The organism is Candidatus Acidiferrales bacterium (genome assembly GCA_036514995.1).
In the GTDB taxonomy this organism is placed as follows: domain Bacteria; phylum Acidobacteriota; class Terriglobia; order Acidiferrales; family DATBWB01; genus DATBWB01.
Genome location: DATBWB010000055.1, coordinates 1 through 16,849, shown reverse-complemented (window position 1 = coordinate 16,849; position 16,849 = coordinate 1). Strand labels below are relative to the sequence as shown.

General features: G+C 59.1%; 16 protein-coding genes. All 16 read right to left on the bottom strand.

Going from position 1 to position 16,849, the window contains the following annotated elements:
* Positions 1 to 155: 155 nt before the first annotated feature.
* Positions 156 to 533, bottom strand: a complete 378-nt coding sequence (locus tag VIH17_03870; protein ID HEY4682370.1) for a DUF192 domain-containing protein — start codon at positions 531 to 533, stop codon at positions 156 to 158.
* Positions 534 to 760: 227 nt separating this feature from the next.
* Positions 761 to 1,675, bottom strand: a complete 915-nt coding sequence (locus tag VIH17_03865; protein ID HEY4682369.1) for a type II secretion system F family protein — start codon at positions 1,673 to 1,675, stop codon at positions 761 to 763.
* A gap of 21 nt (positions 1,676 to 1,696) precedes the next feature.
* The gene (locus VIH17_03860) at positions 1,697 to 2,665 is read right to left on the bottom strand and encodes a type II secretion system F family protein (protein HEY4682368.1); all 969 of its coding nucleotides are present in this window, start codon (positions 2,663 to 2,665) and stop codon (positions 1,697 to 1,699) included.
* A gap of 10 nt (positions 2,666 to 2,675) precedes the next feature.
* Entirely contained in the window at positions 2,676 to 3,968 is a 1,293-nt protein-coding gene (locus VIH17_03855) for a CpaF family protein (protein HEY4682367.1), read from the bottom strand.
* Positions 3,969 to 3,976: 8 nt separating this feature from the next.
* Entirely contained in the window at positions 3,977 to 5,164 is a 1,188-nt protein-coding gene (locus VIH17_03850) for a hypothetical protein (GenBank protein HEY4682366.1), read from the bottom strand.
* A 61-nt stretch (positions 5,165 to 5,225) separates the two neighbouring features.
* On the bottom strand, positions 5,226 to 6,626 hold the full coding sequence (locus tag VIH17_03845; protein ID HEY4682365.1) for a type II and III secretion system protein family protein: 1,401 nt from the start codon (positions 6,624 to 6,626) through the stop codon (positions 5,226 to 5,228).
* A 37-nt stretch (positions 6,627 to 6,663) separates the two neighbouring features.
* Positions 6,664 to 7,479, bottom strand: coding sequence for a Flp pilus assembly protein CpaB (gene cpaB, locus VIH17_03840; GenBank protein ID HEY4682364.1), 816 nt, complete (start codon positions 7,477 to 7,479; stop codon positions 6,664 to 6,666).
* A 28-nt stretch (positions 7,480 to 7,507) separates the two neighbouring features.
* Complete coding sequence (locus tag VIH17_03835) at positions 7,508 to 8,029, bottom strand: A24 family peptidase (GenBank protein ID HEY4682363.1); 522 nt, start codon at positions 8,027 to 8,029, stop codon at positions 7,508 to 7,510.
* Between the two features lie 92 nt (positions 8,030 to 8,121).
* Positions 8,122 to 8,301: a hypothetical protein gene (locus tag VIH17_03830; GenBank protein HEY4682362.1), complete on the bottom strand. Its 180-nt coding sequence runs from the start codon at positions 8,299 to 8,301 to the stop codon at positions 8,122 to 8,124.
* 191 nt (positions 8,302 to 8,492) lie between these two features.
* Positions 8,493 to 10,109 carry a hypothetical protein gene (locus tag VIH17_03825; protein HEY4682361.1) on the bottom strand — a complete coding sequence of 539 codons (1,617 nt, stop codon included), beginning with the start codon at positions 10,107 to 10,109 and terminating at the stop codon, positions 8,493 to 8,495.
* Positions 10,110 to 10,112: 3 nt separating this feature from the next.
* Complete coding sequence (locus VIH17_03820) at positions 10,113 to 11,489, bottom strand: pilus assembly protein TadG-related protein (protein ID HEY4682360.1); 1,377 nt, start codon at positions 11,487 to 11,489, stop codon at positions 10,113 to 10,115.
* 23 nt (positions 11,490 to 11,512) lie between these two features.
* Entirely contained in the window at positions 11,513 to 12,094 is a 582-nt protein-coding gene (locus tag VIH17_03815; GenBank protein HEY4682359.1) for a TadE/TadG family type IV pilus assembly protein, read from the bottom strand.
* 3 nt (positions 12,095 to 12,097) lie between these two features.
* Complete coding sequence (locus tag VIH17_03810) at positions 12,098 to 12,580, bottom strand: TadE/TadG family type IV pilus assembly protein (protein HEY4682358.1); 483 nt, start codon at positions 12,578 to 12,580, stop codon at positions 12,098 to 12,100.
* Between the two features lie 48 nt (positions 12,581 to 12,628).
* Entirely contained in the window at positions 12,629 to 13,468 is an 840-nt protein-coding gene (locus VIH17_03805; protein HEY4682357.1) for a DUF362 domain-containing protein, read from the bottom strand.
* Between the two features lie 1,099 nt (positions 13,469 to 14,567).
* The gene (locus VIH17_03800) at positions 14,568 to 15,998 is read right to left on the bottom strand and encodes a sigma-54 dependent transcriptional regulator (GenBank protein HEY4682356.1); all 1,431 of its coding nucleotides are present in this window, start codon (positions 15,996 to 15,998) and stop codon (positions 14,568 to 14,570) included.
* A gap of 650 nt (positions 15,999 to 16,648) precedes the next feature.
* The coding region (locus tag VIH17_03795; protein ID HEY4682355.1) for a hypothetical protein at positions 16,649 to 16,849 on the bottom strand (201 nt) is incomplete at its 5' end.

Here is a 16,849-nt window from a genome sequence, read left to right as displayed (position 1 = left end):
GACAGACTCGCTCACTTCATCCTGGAAAGGCAAGCGAAGGTGTGCTTGCCAATTGGAGAAGCTCTGCACCCCAGCCAGCCTCCGCGTTGAGAAACACCCCCTTCTCCCCGAGCGCCAGCAGCGTGTGCGGTCCTTGGCGGAGGATCGCTCCTCGATCACCGCAAAGGCGCAATTTCGAGCAAATCCCCCACTCGAGTTCCAGTGCGAAAGACGGTGTGGGGAGGGAGCTCGAGCACGCTGGCAGCTTTAAGGCAGACCTTGGAAATGCCGAACGGGCGCACGTGCTCCTCAATGTGAACCACGCACCTGGCCCGGTCGAGAAAGACCAAGTCAATGGGGAAGAGCATACCAACCGTGTGCACGCCGCGTGACGGCACAATCCACAAGCCGTTACCCGGACGTAACCAGCGCTTCGTTTTCCCCAGCAAACCCACGAGACGCCTCAAGTAGGTGTTGGCTACTGCTGCTTCGGTAGCCACAAACGTTTCCCGAGTTTTGTTGTACACGTAGACCCGCCTGCCGTTGTTCGCCATGCACCTACCCTCAGCGCTCAGGCAACGGGAGCTTCCGCCTGGACATCTTTAGGATCCTCTACTCAGAAGCGTGGCGTCGCCGGCGCCAGATGACGAGCATAAGGATCACCACGGCCAAGACGCCTGCGATGATACGAACCAGTGTCGTGCCATCCATTGTCTTACTCCTTCCTTGAGCCCTGCGGCTCCTTTTCATTACGCCGTCACTCGAATTCCCCGAGTTTTTCTCACTTGTTCAGAATTGGCAGCAACTGACGTGCCAGACTAATCACCGCTGGACCCAAAATCACCACAAACAGGGCGGGAAAGATAAAGAACACCAGAACTGGCACCATCTTTACCGGCGTTTTGGCCGCCTTCTCCTCAGCGCGCTGGCGACGCTTGGTCCGCAGGTTGTCGGAGTGCACTCGCAGCGATTGCGCAACGCTGGTCCCGAAGCGGTCAGTCTGAATCAGCATCGCCACCAGTGCCTTGATATCTTCCACGCCCGTACGCACCGCCAATTCACGCAAGGCGTCAATCCGGGTCTTCCCCACGCGCATCTCCAGGTTGACCAATTGGAGCTCCTCGCTTAGCTGGGGATGAGTGATCCTCAGCTCCTGAGAGACACGCACAATGGCTTGATCAAGACCCAGGCCGGCTTCGACGCAAACCACCAGGAGATCCAAAGCATCGGGTAACCCCAGACGAATACGGTGTTGCCGCCGCCGGATGCGCCAAGTGAGCCAAAACTCGGGCAGCAGAAAGCCCAGAAGGCCGGCGAGAGCAAAGAAGGCCAGGTTCTGCCTGTAGATTTTCGTGAAAAAGACTAGAGCCAGCAGCCCCAATGGCAGAAGAATCTTGACGCCCCGCATGACGGTGGCGGTTTCTGGGTTGCGGTAACCGGCCCGAACCAGCAAGCGCTGGGTGCGGGAGAGTTGTTTGGTCGAGGCGGGGAGTAGCTTTCCGACATCCGTGAGCACCCGCTGCACACGCTCCTTTTGTCTTTCGCGAAAGTGGGCCTCCGGCGTAACTGAAGGCGGGTGCCAAAGCCGGGTAAGGCGCTCGGCAGTAGGCCAAACTCCCGAAGAGAAAGCGTAGGCGAAAGCGACCACGATGACGACCGCGGTGAGAAAGGTTATGCCCGTTGCCACCCAGATCATGCCCTTTTCTCCTATAGGCCCTCACACCTCGATGTGAACAATCTTCCAAAGCAGCGCTGAACCGATCACCTGCAAAGCGCCCCCCGTCGCCAGCATGTAAGGACCCCAAGGATCGTTGAACAGAAGCCCAATGTAGCCTGGATTCAGGCTCCCCAGGAGCCCCATCATCAAAGGAGGCAAAGCGATGAGGATGGCTGCCGTCATGCGCCCTTGGGCGGTGCGGATCCGCACTTCGCCGAGAATCTTGAAACGCTCCCGGATCACACGCGAGAGGTTGTCCAGGATTTCCGCCAAGTTGCCTCCGGTCTCTTTCTGGATGAGAAGAGCAGTTACAAAGAATCGGACATCAATGAGGGGCACGCGTTCGGCTAAGTTCAATAGGGCGTCCTTCAAAGAGAGGCCAAAGTTCTGCTCTTCGAACGTAATGCGGAATTCCCCGGCCACCGGTTCCGGCAACTCCTTGCCGATCATCTCCAGCCCGGTGGTAAAAGCGTGGCCCGCCCGCACCGCCCGGCCCAGCAAATCAATCGCCTCTGGAAAGTTTCTCTCGAAAGCCCGAAGCCGCCGCCAGCGCCTGAAGGCCACAAAAGCGATCGGGAGCAGGCTTGCCGCCGCGCCTGCCACGGCGCCCAAGCTCACCAGGTGCAAGATGGTTCGGACGACCAAGTAGGAGCCCAGCGCCAGCACACCGCTAAAGAGAAGCAACTTTCCGGGCTTGATCTTCATTCCCGCCTGAGCCACGAACTCGCGGAGCCGCGCGGCCCAACGCCAGCGCAGCAGCAGGCGATGCAGCGGCTGGACACTGCTGAGGAGCTCGTCACGAATCAATTGCAGCTCAAGCGAGGCTTGCCCGCGTTTTTGGGCTTTCTCAATGGCCTCCAGCCGGCGTCGGACGATCTCTTGCTGCCCTCCCCTTCCCGCCATCCACAGGGGGAAAAGCACCATCACGACGACGACCAGAAACGTCAGGCTCGCCAAAAAGAACGCCATTGCTGGCTCCTCAATCCCTGCTCGGACGCTCAAACATTTCCATAGGCAGCCGGATTCCCGAAGTGACAAGGCGCTCAGCAAACTTAGGACGAATGCCGGTCGGAGTGAACTCGCCCAGCACTTCGCCGTTCTCCGCGATGCCCATCTTTTGGAAGACGAAAACGTCTTGCATGGTGACTACTTCCCCCTCCATGCCGGTGATTTCCGAAAGGGTAATTAGCTTGCGCGTGCCGTCACTCAGGCGGCTTACCTGAATCACCACATCGATCGCGGAAGCGATCTGGCGGCGAATGGCGCTATCCGGAATATTCAGGTTGGCCATCGCCACCATGGTTTCCAGCCGGCTAAGGGCATCCCGAGGTGAGTTCGCGTGAACAGTCGTCAAGGAACCATCGTGGCCGGTGTTCATGGCCTGCAGCATATCGAGGGCTTCTTCACCACGCACCTCGCCGACGATGATCCGGTCGGGACGCATACGCAAACAGTTAATGACCAGTTGTCTTTGGCGAATAGCACCTTTCCCCTCGATATTGGGAGGGCGGGTCTCCAAGCGCACCACATGCGCCTGATGGAGTTGCAGTTCGGCCGCATCCTCGATGGTGATAATCCTTTCGCGATCGGAGATATAGGATGAGAGAACATTGAGCAGAGTCGTCTTACCGGCGCCGGTGCCTCCCGAGACCAAGATGTTCAAGCGCGCTCGCACACAACCGTGCAGGAGTTCCAGCATGTGCGGCGTCAAGGTGCAATTGGAGACCAAGTTCTCAGCCGTGAGAGGCTCGCGTCCAAAGCGGCGAATGGAGAGACAGGGACCATCCAGCGCGAGCGGCGGGATGATCACGTTGACGCGGGAGCCATCTGCTAAGCGTGCGTCCACCATCGGCGAAGACTCATCCACCCGGCGACCCACGGCCGAAACGATTCGGTCAATGATTGCCATCAAGTGCACGTCGTCCCGGAACTGAACTTCCGTACGCTCCAACATCCCCTTCCGCTCGATGTAGACGTCCTGATGCGTGTTGACCAGGATGTCGGAGATCGTATGGTCCTTGAGCAGCGGTTCCAACGGCCCCAGACCGAAGACTTCGTCCAGTACGTCCAGTGAAAGGCGTTCGCTTTCCTGCAAGGTCATTGGTGTGGACTCTCCAACGACCAGGCTTTCGATGATTTGGGCCACTTCGCTCTGTACTGCTCCCCGGTCGAGCTGTGTGAGTCGATCGAGGTGGAGCTTCTGGATCAACTTGCGGTGGATCGTGGCCTTCACCGCATTGAAGTCGAATCTCGTGGCAAGAGGCGTCTGCATCGGATTAGTCACCTCGTCAGCCGCAGGGTAAGCAGATGGGTGAGGGGGCTCTGTTTCACGCGTGCGGCGGGGGCAATGCCGGCCAATTTGCCGGCCAACAGCCAGAACTCAGCCATGAGCGGATTGTTGTGATTTTTGGAGAGGGGCACGCCGAGGCTGACGGCCTCGCTCACCTGTCGAAAATCGTTGGGGAGGCGCGCGAAGACGTGGCGCTTCAGTTTTTTTTCGACGCTCGCCAGCGCTGGTTCGTCTAGCCGATTCCAGCGATTGATGACGATGCGAATCCGTTCAGCATCGAGCCCGAGAGCAGCGGCGGCAGAGAGGTGGCGCTCCAGGGTCCAGAGGGCAGGCACATTCGCTTCCGCCACCAAGAGAATCACGCGTGCCAAGCGAAAGATGGAACTCCACTCCGGGGAGAAATGAGAACCGTAGTCCATGAGCACAAAATCGAAAGTACTCTGGGCCAGGTTCACCACGCGAACCAGTGCGGGCACCTGGATCTGCTGCCACACCTCCGCATGGAGCGCCCCGGCGAGAACCTCCAGGCCGGTTTTGTGACGGCTGAGGAGGCCGCCGAAGAAGTGACCATCCAGGCGGTCCAGGTTTCCGATGGCGTCCCGGATCGAGAAGCGGGGTTGGAGATCCAGCAGCAAAGAGACATGGCCCACCGGTCGGGCGAAATCGAGAAGGACCACCCGCTTTTTGGTGAGCCGTACCAGCTGAACGCCCAGGTTGACGGCCACGGTGCTCGTACCCACGCCGCCCTTTGACCCCATCACGATGATCAGCTTTTCGATCATGCCTGCGCCTGCCGCGTCACCCTCTTGGATGAAGCGTGTCAAAGCATCTTGGAGCACTGTGGCGTTGACGGGCGGGGGAAGGAACTCTTGCACGCCACTGCGCATAGCTCGCAGAAGCAACTGCGGGTCAGGTTGCTGTTGCTGGGAACAAGCGATGATCCGTACGGTGGGACGAATCCTACGGAGCTGTGCCGCGAAGACGAAGTAGGGTTCAATGTCGCCCTTCAGACCCAACAGGACAACGTCCGGGACGGATTCTCCGGAGCGAAGGCGCCACTCGCCTGGATGCGATACACTCCATTCCACCACGGAGTGCACCAAGCCAGTCTGCTGCAGGCAAGCGCGCAAATATTCGGCATAGGTTGTGTCGCCGCTAGCTACTGCCGCGGACCACATTCCTCGTCTCCCCTCGGGCTACATCATCCTGCCTTGACCGTTATCCCCGCGAATTCCATCCTCACCGCTGGGCAGGCGGCTTCTGTTGCTCCGGCATGGCCGGCGGGAGAAACGGCTTAGGAAACTGCGGTCCGACCGGCACCTGGCCAGGTGGCAGGGGCTTTACTATCCGTGGCGTCACCAGAACGAGCAGTTCCGTCTTGGTCTTGTTCAGCGAGCGGCTCCGAAAGAGCTGCCCCAGGATGGGGATGTCGCCGAGAATCGGGATTTTTTGCACTATCTGCGTGAGCCGATCGTCCACCAACCCCGCAATCGCAAAACTTTGCCCATCTCCCAGGTCCATCTCCGTTTCTACCCGCCGCGTGGACAACGCAGGTATCAAGAAGCCCGAAATGCTGAGCGCGTTAGCAAAGTCCAGAGCGCTGACCTCCGGCCGCACTTTGAGGTGGATCTTCCCGTCCTCGGCCAGAGTCGGCGTAAAGTTGAGCCGGACCCCAAATTCCTTGAACTGTATCGTGATGGCATTGCCGGTGAGACCGGCCTGGACCACCGGGAAGGGAAACTCGCCGCCTGCCAGGAAACTTGCTTCCTTCCCTATCTGAGTCAACAGGTTTGGCTCGGCCAGAATTTGCAGAAGATTCTTCTGCTGTAGTGCCCGAATGGTCGCAGCCAGGTCGATATCCGGGCGGAATATGAAGACGTTGAGCAGATCGGTCAAACCGATGCTGGTCACGTCGCCGCGGTCCACTAGTTGGGGCGGGGCAAATTGCTGTGTAGAAATCGTTACAGCTGTCCTGGTGGTCGGCCCGGGAAGACTGATAAAGTTGAACGAGAACTGGCTCAAAGCCGCCCGGTTCACCTCGGCGAACTTGACTTCCAGCACGACTTCGCCCGCTGGCGGGGGCGCCGGCACTTCCATCAGGCTGATTACCTTGGGCGTTGTGGCCGAGACCACTTGCAAGATTTTGTCGGCGATGTCTTTCGACGACATCCGTCCCGACAGCATCACCACATCCTTCGATGCCTCCAGTTTCACCGGCTCCTCAGGAAACACCTCGCGGATCTTCTGGCTCAGCCCCAAGATGTCCATATCCACCATCACGTCGAAGGTCTGGCTTTGGTCGTTTTCGTCCCAAAGCACCAAAGACACGCCGCCTGGTGACTTGCCGTTGATGAGAATCTGGTTCGGGCTGACGGTGATGGCATCGGCAATATTCGGATCAGCCACCGAAACGCGCTTGAGTCGTGCGGGCGAGGTAATCACCAGCGACCGGCCCACCATCAAGTGCAACCGTTCGGGCACCTCGGTTTCCTGGGGAGGCGCCGCTTGGCCTTCCTGGCGCAGCCGGGGCGGACTGCTCTCCGACGGTGGCCCCTGCTGCGTCTTTGCCGTCGTGACCCCACACAGCAAGAGCAAAGCCAGTAGTCCTGCGATGTGGAATCGATTGGGAGTGGCTCTCATGCGCTGTTTCTCCATCACATCCGCCTGTGGAACCGATTTAGAACGTGCTGGTTTCTCGCTTAGAACCACGAATCACTTCCACCGCGAACACAACAGGGGGCGGCTGGGTATCCACGCGTCTCGGTCTCGGCTGCGGCGGGCCTGCGAACAAGCTCGTCCGCAAAACCGCCGGTGGTTCGGTCCTCTTCATATCGATTGTGTTGCGCAAGGCAAGCTGGATTTTCCCCTCGGTACTGGCCATCGTCAGCTTGTTCGCTTCCTCGGGGGTCACCAGCAGCGTGATGACGGGCACGGTCTGTGGCTTTCCTTCTTTGTCCTGTTCTACCTTCTGGCCTGCTGCCAGGACCCGCACGTTTTCCAAAATGGTGCGGGTGACGCTGTTGCTGTCACCGCGCCCGCGCCCTGCCAGCGACCCTGTCACCAAAACGTCCACCATCGTCCCCGGCAACACAAAGCCAGCCACGCCCACTACCTCGTTGACTGCCACAGAAAGCGCTCGCATCCCTTCAGGGATGGTGGCGGGCAGGCCGGCTCCGGCTTTCTCAGGCGCCAGCTTGCCTTCCAAGATGGGTTCGTTCTCCACAACGAAGGTAATCAATGCCCGATTCACACAATCCTCAATCCGGGTGAACATCCCTGGAATGGGGTCACTGGCCGGCCAGGAAACCTGACGGAGGTGCTTTGCTTCCAGTCGTGTCCCCAGGGGTAGTCTCATGGCTGCCAATACCACTTTGCTTGTCGCTACCGGTTTCACGACCGTGGCTTGCTTCATTTGCTTGTAAACAAAGTTGCTGGCGACCAAACCGACCACGATCGCCACTGCCGCCGCGATCAGCATTCGATTCCACTTCATCGCCGTGCCCTCCTTGCCAGAATCCCGCTTAGTGGCGAGCCCCCCAATAACAAAGAATGGTCGCTACCGCCACCGCTACGCCAAATGGCAAACTCAATAATCCGGGATTGTCCAGCGTGATCCTTGGGTGGGGCCGCAGGCCAAAAATGAAGAACCCGCCAGCTAACTCCCGCAAATTGCCCAGCGCCACCCGCCAGCGCTTCTGCCGGGTGATCTGCACCAAGGCCATCATTCCTGTAATAAAGATGGTTCCTAGAAGGATGAAAAGGATTTGTTTCGGTCCCAGATAGGCTCCCAAAGCGCCCATAAGTTTCCAATCGCCGGCTCCCAGACCCCTCAGCACCACTAGCGGCAACAACAAACCCAGCGCCACACCGGCTCCTGCCAGCGCAAACTTGGTCCCCTCCCACCCCACGGCCACCGTGTTCGCCGCCACGCCGAATACAAAAGCCGGAAGGGTGAGCCAGTTGGGGATCCGTCGTGACCTCCAATCCAGCCAGCCAGCCCCCACGGCAACTACCAGCGCTCCCGCCCACACCACTTGCGTCATGGTCCCCTGCCTTCTCTAGTCCGTCACCCTCTGGCTGCCGTAGGAGGTACACGCTCCCCGGCAGCCAAAGAGTGGCGGTGTTTTCACGCGACCTACGTGGGAGCGATGGTGGTCAAGTTGGCTGCCGCGTTGGAAAACACGTTGTTGATCGCGGTCGCGAGAGGCGTCAGGAAAACCACTGCCGCCAGGGAGAGCAGAACCAACAGCAACGCATACTCTGTTAAGTCTTGCCCTTCCTCCTCGCGCCACAGGCGAGCTAGCAGCTTTTTCATTCGGATTTACCTCCAAGTCGAAGAGACAGTCGTTCAGCCCCTTCGACCAAGGAGCACCGCAGCACTCGATGTTCCAAAACAGAGGCGGGTTTGCTTCAGTGGCTTCCCCTCTTTAGATCAAGCGATAACCAGAGGGCCTACACGGCTCTATGCGAATGTGCCGAGTGGTAATAGTCTCGAAGAGTTACCGATTATGGACGGCGGCTTGTGACGTTTGTCGCATTTCGTGCCAGACGCTTGGGACGGAAAGTGGCGAGGGCAAGATTCCCGGGAGACAGCTCTGAGTCGCCGACCGAGGAGGGGTGACTCTTTTTGTGCACATATATGACGCTCAATTCGTCTCTGTACACCTGTTCCCAGTCCGGCATGGCCGCCAGGAGGGTGCCCAGTGGAGCCTCGCTCTGGATTAAGCAAGCCTCCACACCGTGCTTGCGTAACAGGGGCAACGTGTCGGGCTTCAGGTGAGTGATGCTCATGTAGTCAGAAAGCACCCCACCGTACTCGTAGATGTCCGCGCGACCATCGATGAAAACCCTGTGATTGGGGCTCAGGGACCAAATCAGATAGCCGCCCCAGCCGTATTCGTTCAACATCGGCCCACCGACCGGGTGTTGACGGAGGTATCCCACGGCTTTTTGGGGATAATTCTGCGCGACCACACTTTCCAAGGCCCGCTGGGAAGGAAAGAATGCCACCAAACCCGCTGCAACCAGCAGCATCAGAATGGCGTTCAACAAGGGATGGTCCTTCGTCGGCTGGTAAGGGGGCAGCCAGCGGGCCAGCAGCGTGGCCACGACCGGTGCGAGGAGGAAGATCAGCAAAAGAAAAAACCGACGGTGCACGGAAGCAGAGAAGACAGCAAACAGCAGCAGCACGATTTCTTCGAGGCGGTAATTGGGGCGGAAGAGCACGTGGGCCAGAAAGAAGAGCAGCAGCAGACCTACGAAGAGTTTGCCCATCAACAGGTCGGGACTCAGCGGCTGCCACTCCCGTATGCTGGCGATGTTCACGGGTTGGAAGAGCGCCATCTCCATGGGATAGGCAGCTAGGCGGAGCCCGTATGGAGTCACTGTCAATGCCACGACACTCAAAAGAAAGGTCACAGCCAAGTGGCGACGTTGCTTGACCGTCCAGAGCTCCGCTACCAACCCGCCCCAGTGGAAACTCACGAGCCCGCTCACCCCATAGAGGCCGAGCGCGAAGAGCCCGAAGGCAAACGAACCATGCGTGTTCACCCAGATGAGGAACACTATCGGAAGCATCCACAAGGACTTCTGCCGACCCTGGCGGAAACGCTCCAGGCAGATCAGCGTGATCAGGAGAAAAATGTAGCCGATCAACTGTGGACGCAGGGTAAAGAAAAATCCCGCCACCGGCAACAGTATCGCGCAGGCAACAAAGCCCGCCTTAGCGTTTCCGCTTCGCAGGTAGGAATAGTAGTAGAGCAGCAGGAAAACTAGGCTGGAAAGCCCGATCAAGAGCGCCGTCCTCGCCGTCAACCCCCCGAGGCGCGCGGCAAGCGCCATGACCACTTCGCCCAGCCATTCGTACGCCATCCAAGCATTGCCAAAAACCGTAAAAGAGTACACATCCTTCGTTGGCCACGTGCCCTGTCTCAGAATCTGCTCGCCCACCGCGATGTGCCACCACGTGTCTGGATCCGGCGGGAGCAAACGGGCGCAGGCAAATACACCGGCCACCAGCAGCGCGCCGAGGAATATGGGAAAAGAAAAAGCCTTGCGCAGAATAAACTCCATGGCCCAGCCCGGCGTTGGGTTGGAAGCAACGATGGCACGTAGAGTAGTCATGATCTACGGCGTGGGGCGCACCAATCGCACCGGAAACGGCGATCCACCGGAGCCGGTTATTGTGCCGCTGTTCCCAGTTCCTGAGCCGCCGCCCCCCGATCCTCCACCGCCCCCTCCTCCCGACCCGCCACCACTGCCGCCGGCGCCACAGCCGGCGATGTTCATGACGTAACCGGTCACGGTCGCCTGGGGCGGTCCGACTTTCTCCACAAAAACCTGGAGAAACCCAACGATTGTGGCCATGCCGCAAGTCGAAGCTCCACCGGGACACAAGTTGGTCCCGTCATAGAGCGGGGTTGTCACAATCGAATCGCTCGAGCTAAGCAACTGACCCTGGAGGGCGGGATTGGGGTTGTTGCTTCCACCAACGATCGGGAGGGGATACGTGGAAGTGTTCTGCAGATAGTCCTGCCCGCAACCGCTCGCGGCCCCAGCGCAGTTTGAGCTTTGCTGGTGAATCAAACACTGAACGCCCTGCGCTGTTGGGCCAACCATGTTCCCGGTCTGCCTGTCGAGAGTGAGCTGTTGGCCACAGTAGAGCTGATTGGTGTTGCAGCAGGATATGTTCCGTTCATAGAGAGCAGCGCCGGGTCCGGACGAACCGGTGACCTGCGCGCAAGGAGGGCAAATAGCCGGTTCGTCGCCGGGAGGAATCTGGATAGGATAAAACTGGCTGGGAGCTGGAGCTTCGCCCGGGAGGCCTGGCTTGAGCAGGAGCTGCTCGCCGATCACGCCGCCGCTCGCGACGCCACCCGGATTAGCAACCGCGCCCGTTGTCGGATCAACGAAGTATGCATTCCCGGGACAATTCGGGTTTTCAGGCACCGTGTGGTTCGGGTCACAATTGGGCAGAATCCAGGGTTTAATGCAGCCCGTCCCGATGGGCATGTTGCCGCCCGAGGGAGTGTAAGCCTCCGCCGTGGCAGTGGCCGAAACATCCGCATTGCCGATTCCCAATGCCTTTCCGAAAAACGTGGGCATGGGATTGCCCGTAGCCTGGGTCCGCTGCACCGCCACGGTTATCAGTGGGTTTGTCGGCCGGGAGAAATCGAAGGTCACGTCGCCGGGCGCGATCGAAGCAGGCAGCCCGCCCACAAGATTCTGGCCTCCGATGGCAATAGCTTGGTTTGTAGCCAGGCTTTGAGCAGTGGACTGTGGAACTGAGCCCGAAAGAAAGCCCGACTGGACGAACGACCTGGCGCCGGCAAGTGCGCCCGCATCAGCAGCCCGTTGGGCCTCATTGCGGGCCACGTAAAGCGCCGCCAAATCAATCGCCAGCGCCGCCATACCAAACAAAACCACCAGCCACGCCGCCACCGTGAATAAGCTTATGCCACGCTGCCGGTTGTGAAGCACTCCGCGTGAATGTTTCCAAGTCATGGTCACCCCCACTCAATCAAATCCTAGTTCCTCATCACTGATTCGGTCGAAATCATGAACGAACTCGGGTAACTGCTGGAAGGCACGAGGAGCCTAATCACTTGGGCGAAGGTCCAGCTATAGGGATAGGAGACGGTCACGCGACTGGACAAAACCAGGGTGCCACCCACATTCACCAGGAATTGGCGCTCAATCCTGATCTGGCCGCCGTTGGTTAAGCAATAGGTCCAGGAAAATGCGCCCGTCGCGCACGGACTTGTGCCGCTGAGCGTCGCCTGGATCCCGGCGTTGTTCAGGTAATTCACCACCGCGTCGCGCACCGCCTGTACCGTGAGCGGGTTGGGTTGGGTGAGGTCGGCTGTACTTTGGCTCACGGCGATCCGCGCGCCGTCCCGAGCCGCGTTGGCAAGCTTGTCGCGCACGACGAAAGCAGCGCCAAAATCGGCGAGTCCCACTGCCAACACCACCAGGAGAGGCAGCATCAAGGCGAATTCAACGAGTTGTGCCGCCTCGCCTGTCCCCAAAGAATCGAGCCACGCTGGCCGGGCGACCCTGCCAAGCATCCCACGAATGGAGTTTCCCGGCGCCCGCACCTTATCCCTCATTCCTCATTCCTCCCGCATCTGCACGTGGGCCGATAGCGAAACCGTGGTGAAGTGAATGGAAGTAAAGGGAACGACAAATTGGAAAGGATAGTTCAACCTGACCACCACACCCGTTTCTGTAAGTGCGCTTGCCGGGTTAAGGATCACGCCTCGGGTGATGGAAAAGCCAGAAACCACCGCTGGATCCAGGGAAGAGGCCGCCAGGGCTGCATTCACCACGTTTTGCACTTCGGCGTCAGTGGGATAGGCGTTACCGCAAGTGGCGCAACTTGGAGCAACCGCAAAGCGGGCCCCTTCCCGTGCGGCGCGGGTTATGGTTTCATGTACGTTGTAGGCTCGCCCCATCCACACCATTCCGATCAGCAGCATCAACAAAAGGGAAATAACCAGGGCAGCCTCGACGAGCTGAGCACCCCCTTCTTCCCACACCCTTGTCCGCCAGAGGTGACGCACGACATACCGACGCGTCCTCAATTGCGGACACATTGCCCCTTCCTCCCTTTCCTCGTCCCATGCATAGCACGCGCCGTTCCACTACCGACCATTGCCGCCACTTCGCAAGCGACGAAAGGAGTCGAGTATCTCAAACGGGGTTCGCACACTGGCGATGCTTTCGCCGAGCTGGTGGATCCGTTCTTCTTTCAGATGCCCCAGAAGGAAGGCAGCCCTTGCCAGGTAGTCAATCCGTTCTGGGAGCAAGTCCATAATCCGCGCACAGGTACTATCCACCGCCACCGGGTCATCTCCCACCACCAAAAGTCCGCAGCTCTTCGGTGTTCCTTGAATGGGCCCGTTTCCCTCCATTCCGACGATCCCATCCACAATGGCAAAGTCCGGCCGCACTGTGCTGTTGAGGTCCAACAGCGCTTGGGGAATGCCAGCCCAATGAAGTATGTTTTTCGGCCATCCGTAGCAACTTCCTGGGACAATCCCAAACATGTTTTTTAACGACAGGGTGACGCCAGCCCAGTGATGCGTCTTTAGTTTGGGCATGGAGACGACAAAATCCGCTTGCAGGACCGCCCCAGGAAGGTAAAGCTCCTTGAGCGCTGAGGCGCGAGTCCTCAAAGGAACCCGGTGGACGTCATCCACGTTCAAATCGATGAATGTCGGGGGCAGCGACCCAATGTAGTCGCGCAATCGCATCGACTCCACAATCGCTTCTGTGTCCCGTTCCAGTGCGGGCCCGTCAGCCACGATCACACTTCTCGCCCCGAGGCGTAGAAAGCTTTCCCGGGCCGCTCCAACCACGGCGGGATGCGTGTTCATCACGCCCCGGGGATCCAACCCCACAAAGTTCGGCTTCAGCAGGACCGTCTTTCCCCGCACAGGGAGGTCGAATTCACGCATGGTTTCGAACAGAAGCGCAGACAAGTCGGCTTGGTAGCTTGCAGCGCGTCGGATGGCCACCCGTGACGGCGTACGTGCAAAAGAGGGGATAAGCGAGCTGGCTGACGCGCTCATCACTCAGCCGCTCCCTGCCGGGCAGGCCGTAGCCACTGACGTGTTGGGCTGAGCGCGGCGACTGCCCAAGCCATCACCGGGACGCTGTGGAAGAACTGGTTCGCCGCATAGAATCTCTGTAGGGCTGGTTCCAGCGGCGGGGTGGGCCGTCCATAAGTCTCCAGGCATAGGTGCGCCAGCGTGACTGAACCCGGTCCCTGAAGGCCTTCGTACGCTTGTTCCAACCACTCCAGGCTTTTTTGATTGGCGAGGCGGTCACGGTAATCTTGGAGCGCCAGCAGTGCCCATACGGTCGGGCCCACCTGGGGTTCTCCCGCGACTCCATAGACGAGTGGGTTGCCACAATTCCATCCTCCCGTGGGACACATCCTGTCGTACAGCATTGCTTCGCCGAGTCGCTGGCGGAGTGTCGCGCGCCGAGGATGTAGCTCTCCAGGAAGATTTCGGAGCAGAATCAGCGCATAACTGGTGGGCTCAACCCAGCTACACGTGCCCGGAGTCCAACTCCAACCTCGAAAGGAATAGTTCTGGGTGACCGCGACTGATTTCCTAAGAAACCAATGCCGGAAGCGCCACCAAAGGCCCCCTTCTCCGGGCCAAGTATTGCAGAGCCACGCTACTCCCCGCGCCACTGCCTGCGGTGCCACGCCGTTTGTATGCAATCCTAAACATGCTAGGGCCGTGACCCAACTCCCCTCTTGCTGACCTTGAGACGACGGCCAAGATCCGTCTTGCAGTTGCACCTGAAGTAGCCAACCGCCTGCACTCCGAGCTGATTTGCTCAACTTGCCCGAATTCGACAAACTTGCCAGCGCTAAGAGTGCCCAGCAGGTCGGCTCGACGCTGCTTCGGAGGCCGGCCCGATGGCCCAAACCGCCGTCAGCGTTCTGCGCCTCCAGTAGGAAGGGGAGGCAAACCTCCTGCAAGAAAGGTGTTCTGCAAGAACTCTCAGAGTGAGCAGTTGCGACCTGAGGGCCACTGATCATGTCCGAATCAATCGTTGCTGCGCTTACATCACCCGGGTGTAGGATGGGGGCTCCTCGAGTAGGGGAGTAGCGCCATCTGCCTCTCTCGGATGAATCTGCAATTGGTTGATCAGTCGGTGCAAGTAACCCCGCGCGACCCCCAACGTCCGGGCCGCTGCCGCTTTGCGCCAGCCGCACTCTTGCAAGGTGCGCACAATGAGACGCCGCTTGAAATCACGCACCTCCTCTTCGTACGAGTGCACCGGGCGAAGTGGCTCGAAGCCGTTGCGCAGCCCCAGAGGCAGGTGCCAGATCTCGATCGTCGATCCATCAGCCATCACCACGGCGCGTTGCACCACGTTTTCCAGCTCGCGCACGTTGCCCGGCCAGTCGTATTCCTCCCAGGCGTGCAAGGCGAGACGCGAGAAGCGCTTGGTTTTCTTGCCAAACTGTTGTGCAAATCGCTCCAGGAAATGATGGGCCAAGAACGGGATTTCCTCCCGGCGCTCGCGCAGCGGAGGCAGGTGAAGCTGCACGACGTTCAAACGGTAGTAGAGGTCCTCGCGGAATTTTCCCTCCTCCACCATTTTGGCTAGGTTCTGATGCGTTGCACAGACGAGACGGATATTGACTGTTACAGACGAGTTGCTGCCCAGGCGCTCGAAAGAACGCTCCTGCAGTACTCGCAAAAGCTTGGCCTGCAGCCCCAGCGCCAAGTCGCCCACCTCGTCAAGAAACAAGGTCCCCTGGTCAGCCACTTCGAAGCGTCCGCGACGCATCACAAGGGCGCCCGTAAAAGCACCCCTTTCATGACCGAAGAGCTCGTCTTCCACCAGCGTCTCCGGCAGATTGGAACAGGAAAAGGCGATAAAGGGCCCCGCTGCTCGCGAGCTCAAGCGATGGATAGCGCGCGCCAGCAACTCCTTGCCCGTCCCGGTCTCGCCGGTGATGAGCACGCTCACATCACACGGTGCAATCTTGCGCGCCAAGGTAAACACCTGTTGCATAGATTCGGAGCACCCCAACAGTTCATATAACTTCCCGGCGAGTTGCTCCTGAGAGTGCAAACGGCGCAGCTCTTTCTCCGCTCGGCGGAATTTATAACCGCGCCGGATGATCAGGCGAAGTTCCACCAGGTCCAAGAGACTGCTCAGAGTGTCATACGCGCCAGACTCTATCACCTTGCGGGTGAGCGCCTGGTCATCCTCGCCTAACATCACGATGACGGGAGGAGGGAGCTCCACCCGGTTTATTTCGTCCATGATGCGAATCCCATTGTCCCAACCCGCCTCATCCCTGGCTGCTCGTAGGTCCAAAAGGACGACGTCCCACCACGCCTCTTGTTCCCGCATATTGCCGAGGTTGAATCCCTCGCTTTGCCGCACCTCATAATCTGGTCCCAGGTCGCGGACGATGACCTGCGCGAAAGCCGCATCCGGACTGCAGAGCCAGACGTGAATTCTTTCGGGATTCATCTTTTCTGCTCCGTTGACTTCACTGTCTCGGTCTTCCCCGTCAGAACCGCGATTCTGTCTCGCTATCCACTTTTACCTCTTCCAGAACAAACCCTTCACTGACAGCGGCGAAGCCACTCCGGCCCTTGCCTCCAGCGGCCGGTTCTATGCGCAGCACTCGGCCTTCTGCTTCTATCCGCAAACTCCGCACTGCTCCGGGGAGCGGGGGAAGGGAAATCTCAAATCGAATGGCTGACCCGACTGGTGGGAGTGTATTTGCAAAAAGAAACACCCCTCCGGCGCTGATATCACGAGTAGTACCTTCCCCTTGCTGCGAGAGTCCTCGTTGGTCGAGCCACGAAAAAAATGCCGGAACGCCCAGCCGGTAGCGAGTAAGCTTTCTCAATTCCACGTCGTCACCCGAGGCGAGGGTCACAGGCTGCCTCGAACTTCAATTTGGAATCTGGGACTGCATTCGATACCAAACCTTGCGCCTTCGTGCAAAACGGCGCAAGAAGTGGAAAGTCTCCGTCGAGACAGAGACGCGCGTCCCCTATGGATACTGCTTTGCAGTCCTCATCCCATTGAGGAGCTTAGTGCCCTTCTAGCACGGGTAATCCAGATCAACCCCGATGGGCCGAATCTCTCTAAAGCGGGCAGAGAAGAAATTCCTATCGCTGGGGAAACTTACGTCTCTGGTCTTTAGGGTTTGCTTCCGTCCGGGTGGTGCGTGGTCCCTCCGTGCCCGACCCGGTGGCAGGGATTCCCACCAGGATCTCCACACTGACCCGCTTGCCTGCTCGCAGTGCTGGCCGAAATTTCCACCGGCCAAAGGCGGCCAACGCTGCTTGATCCGCTTCCGCCTGAACACC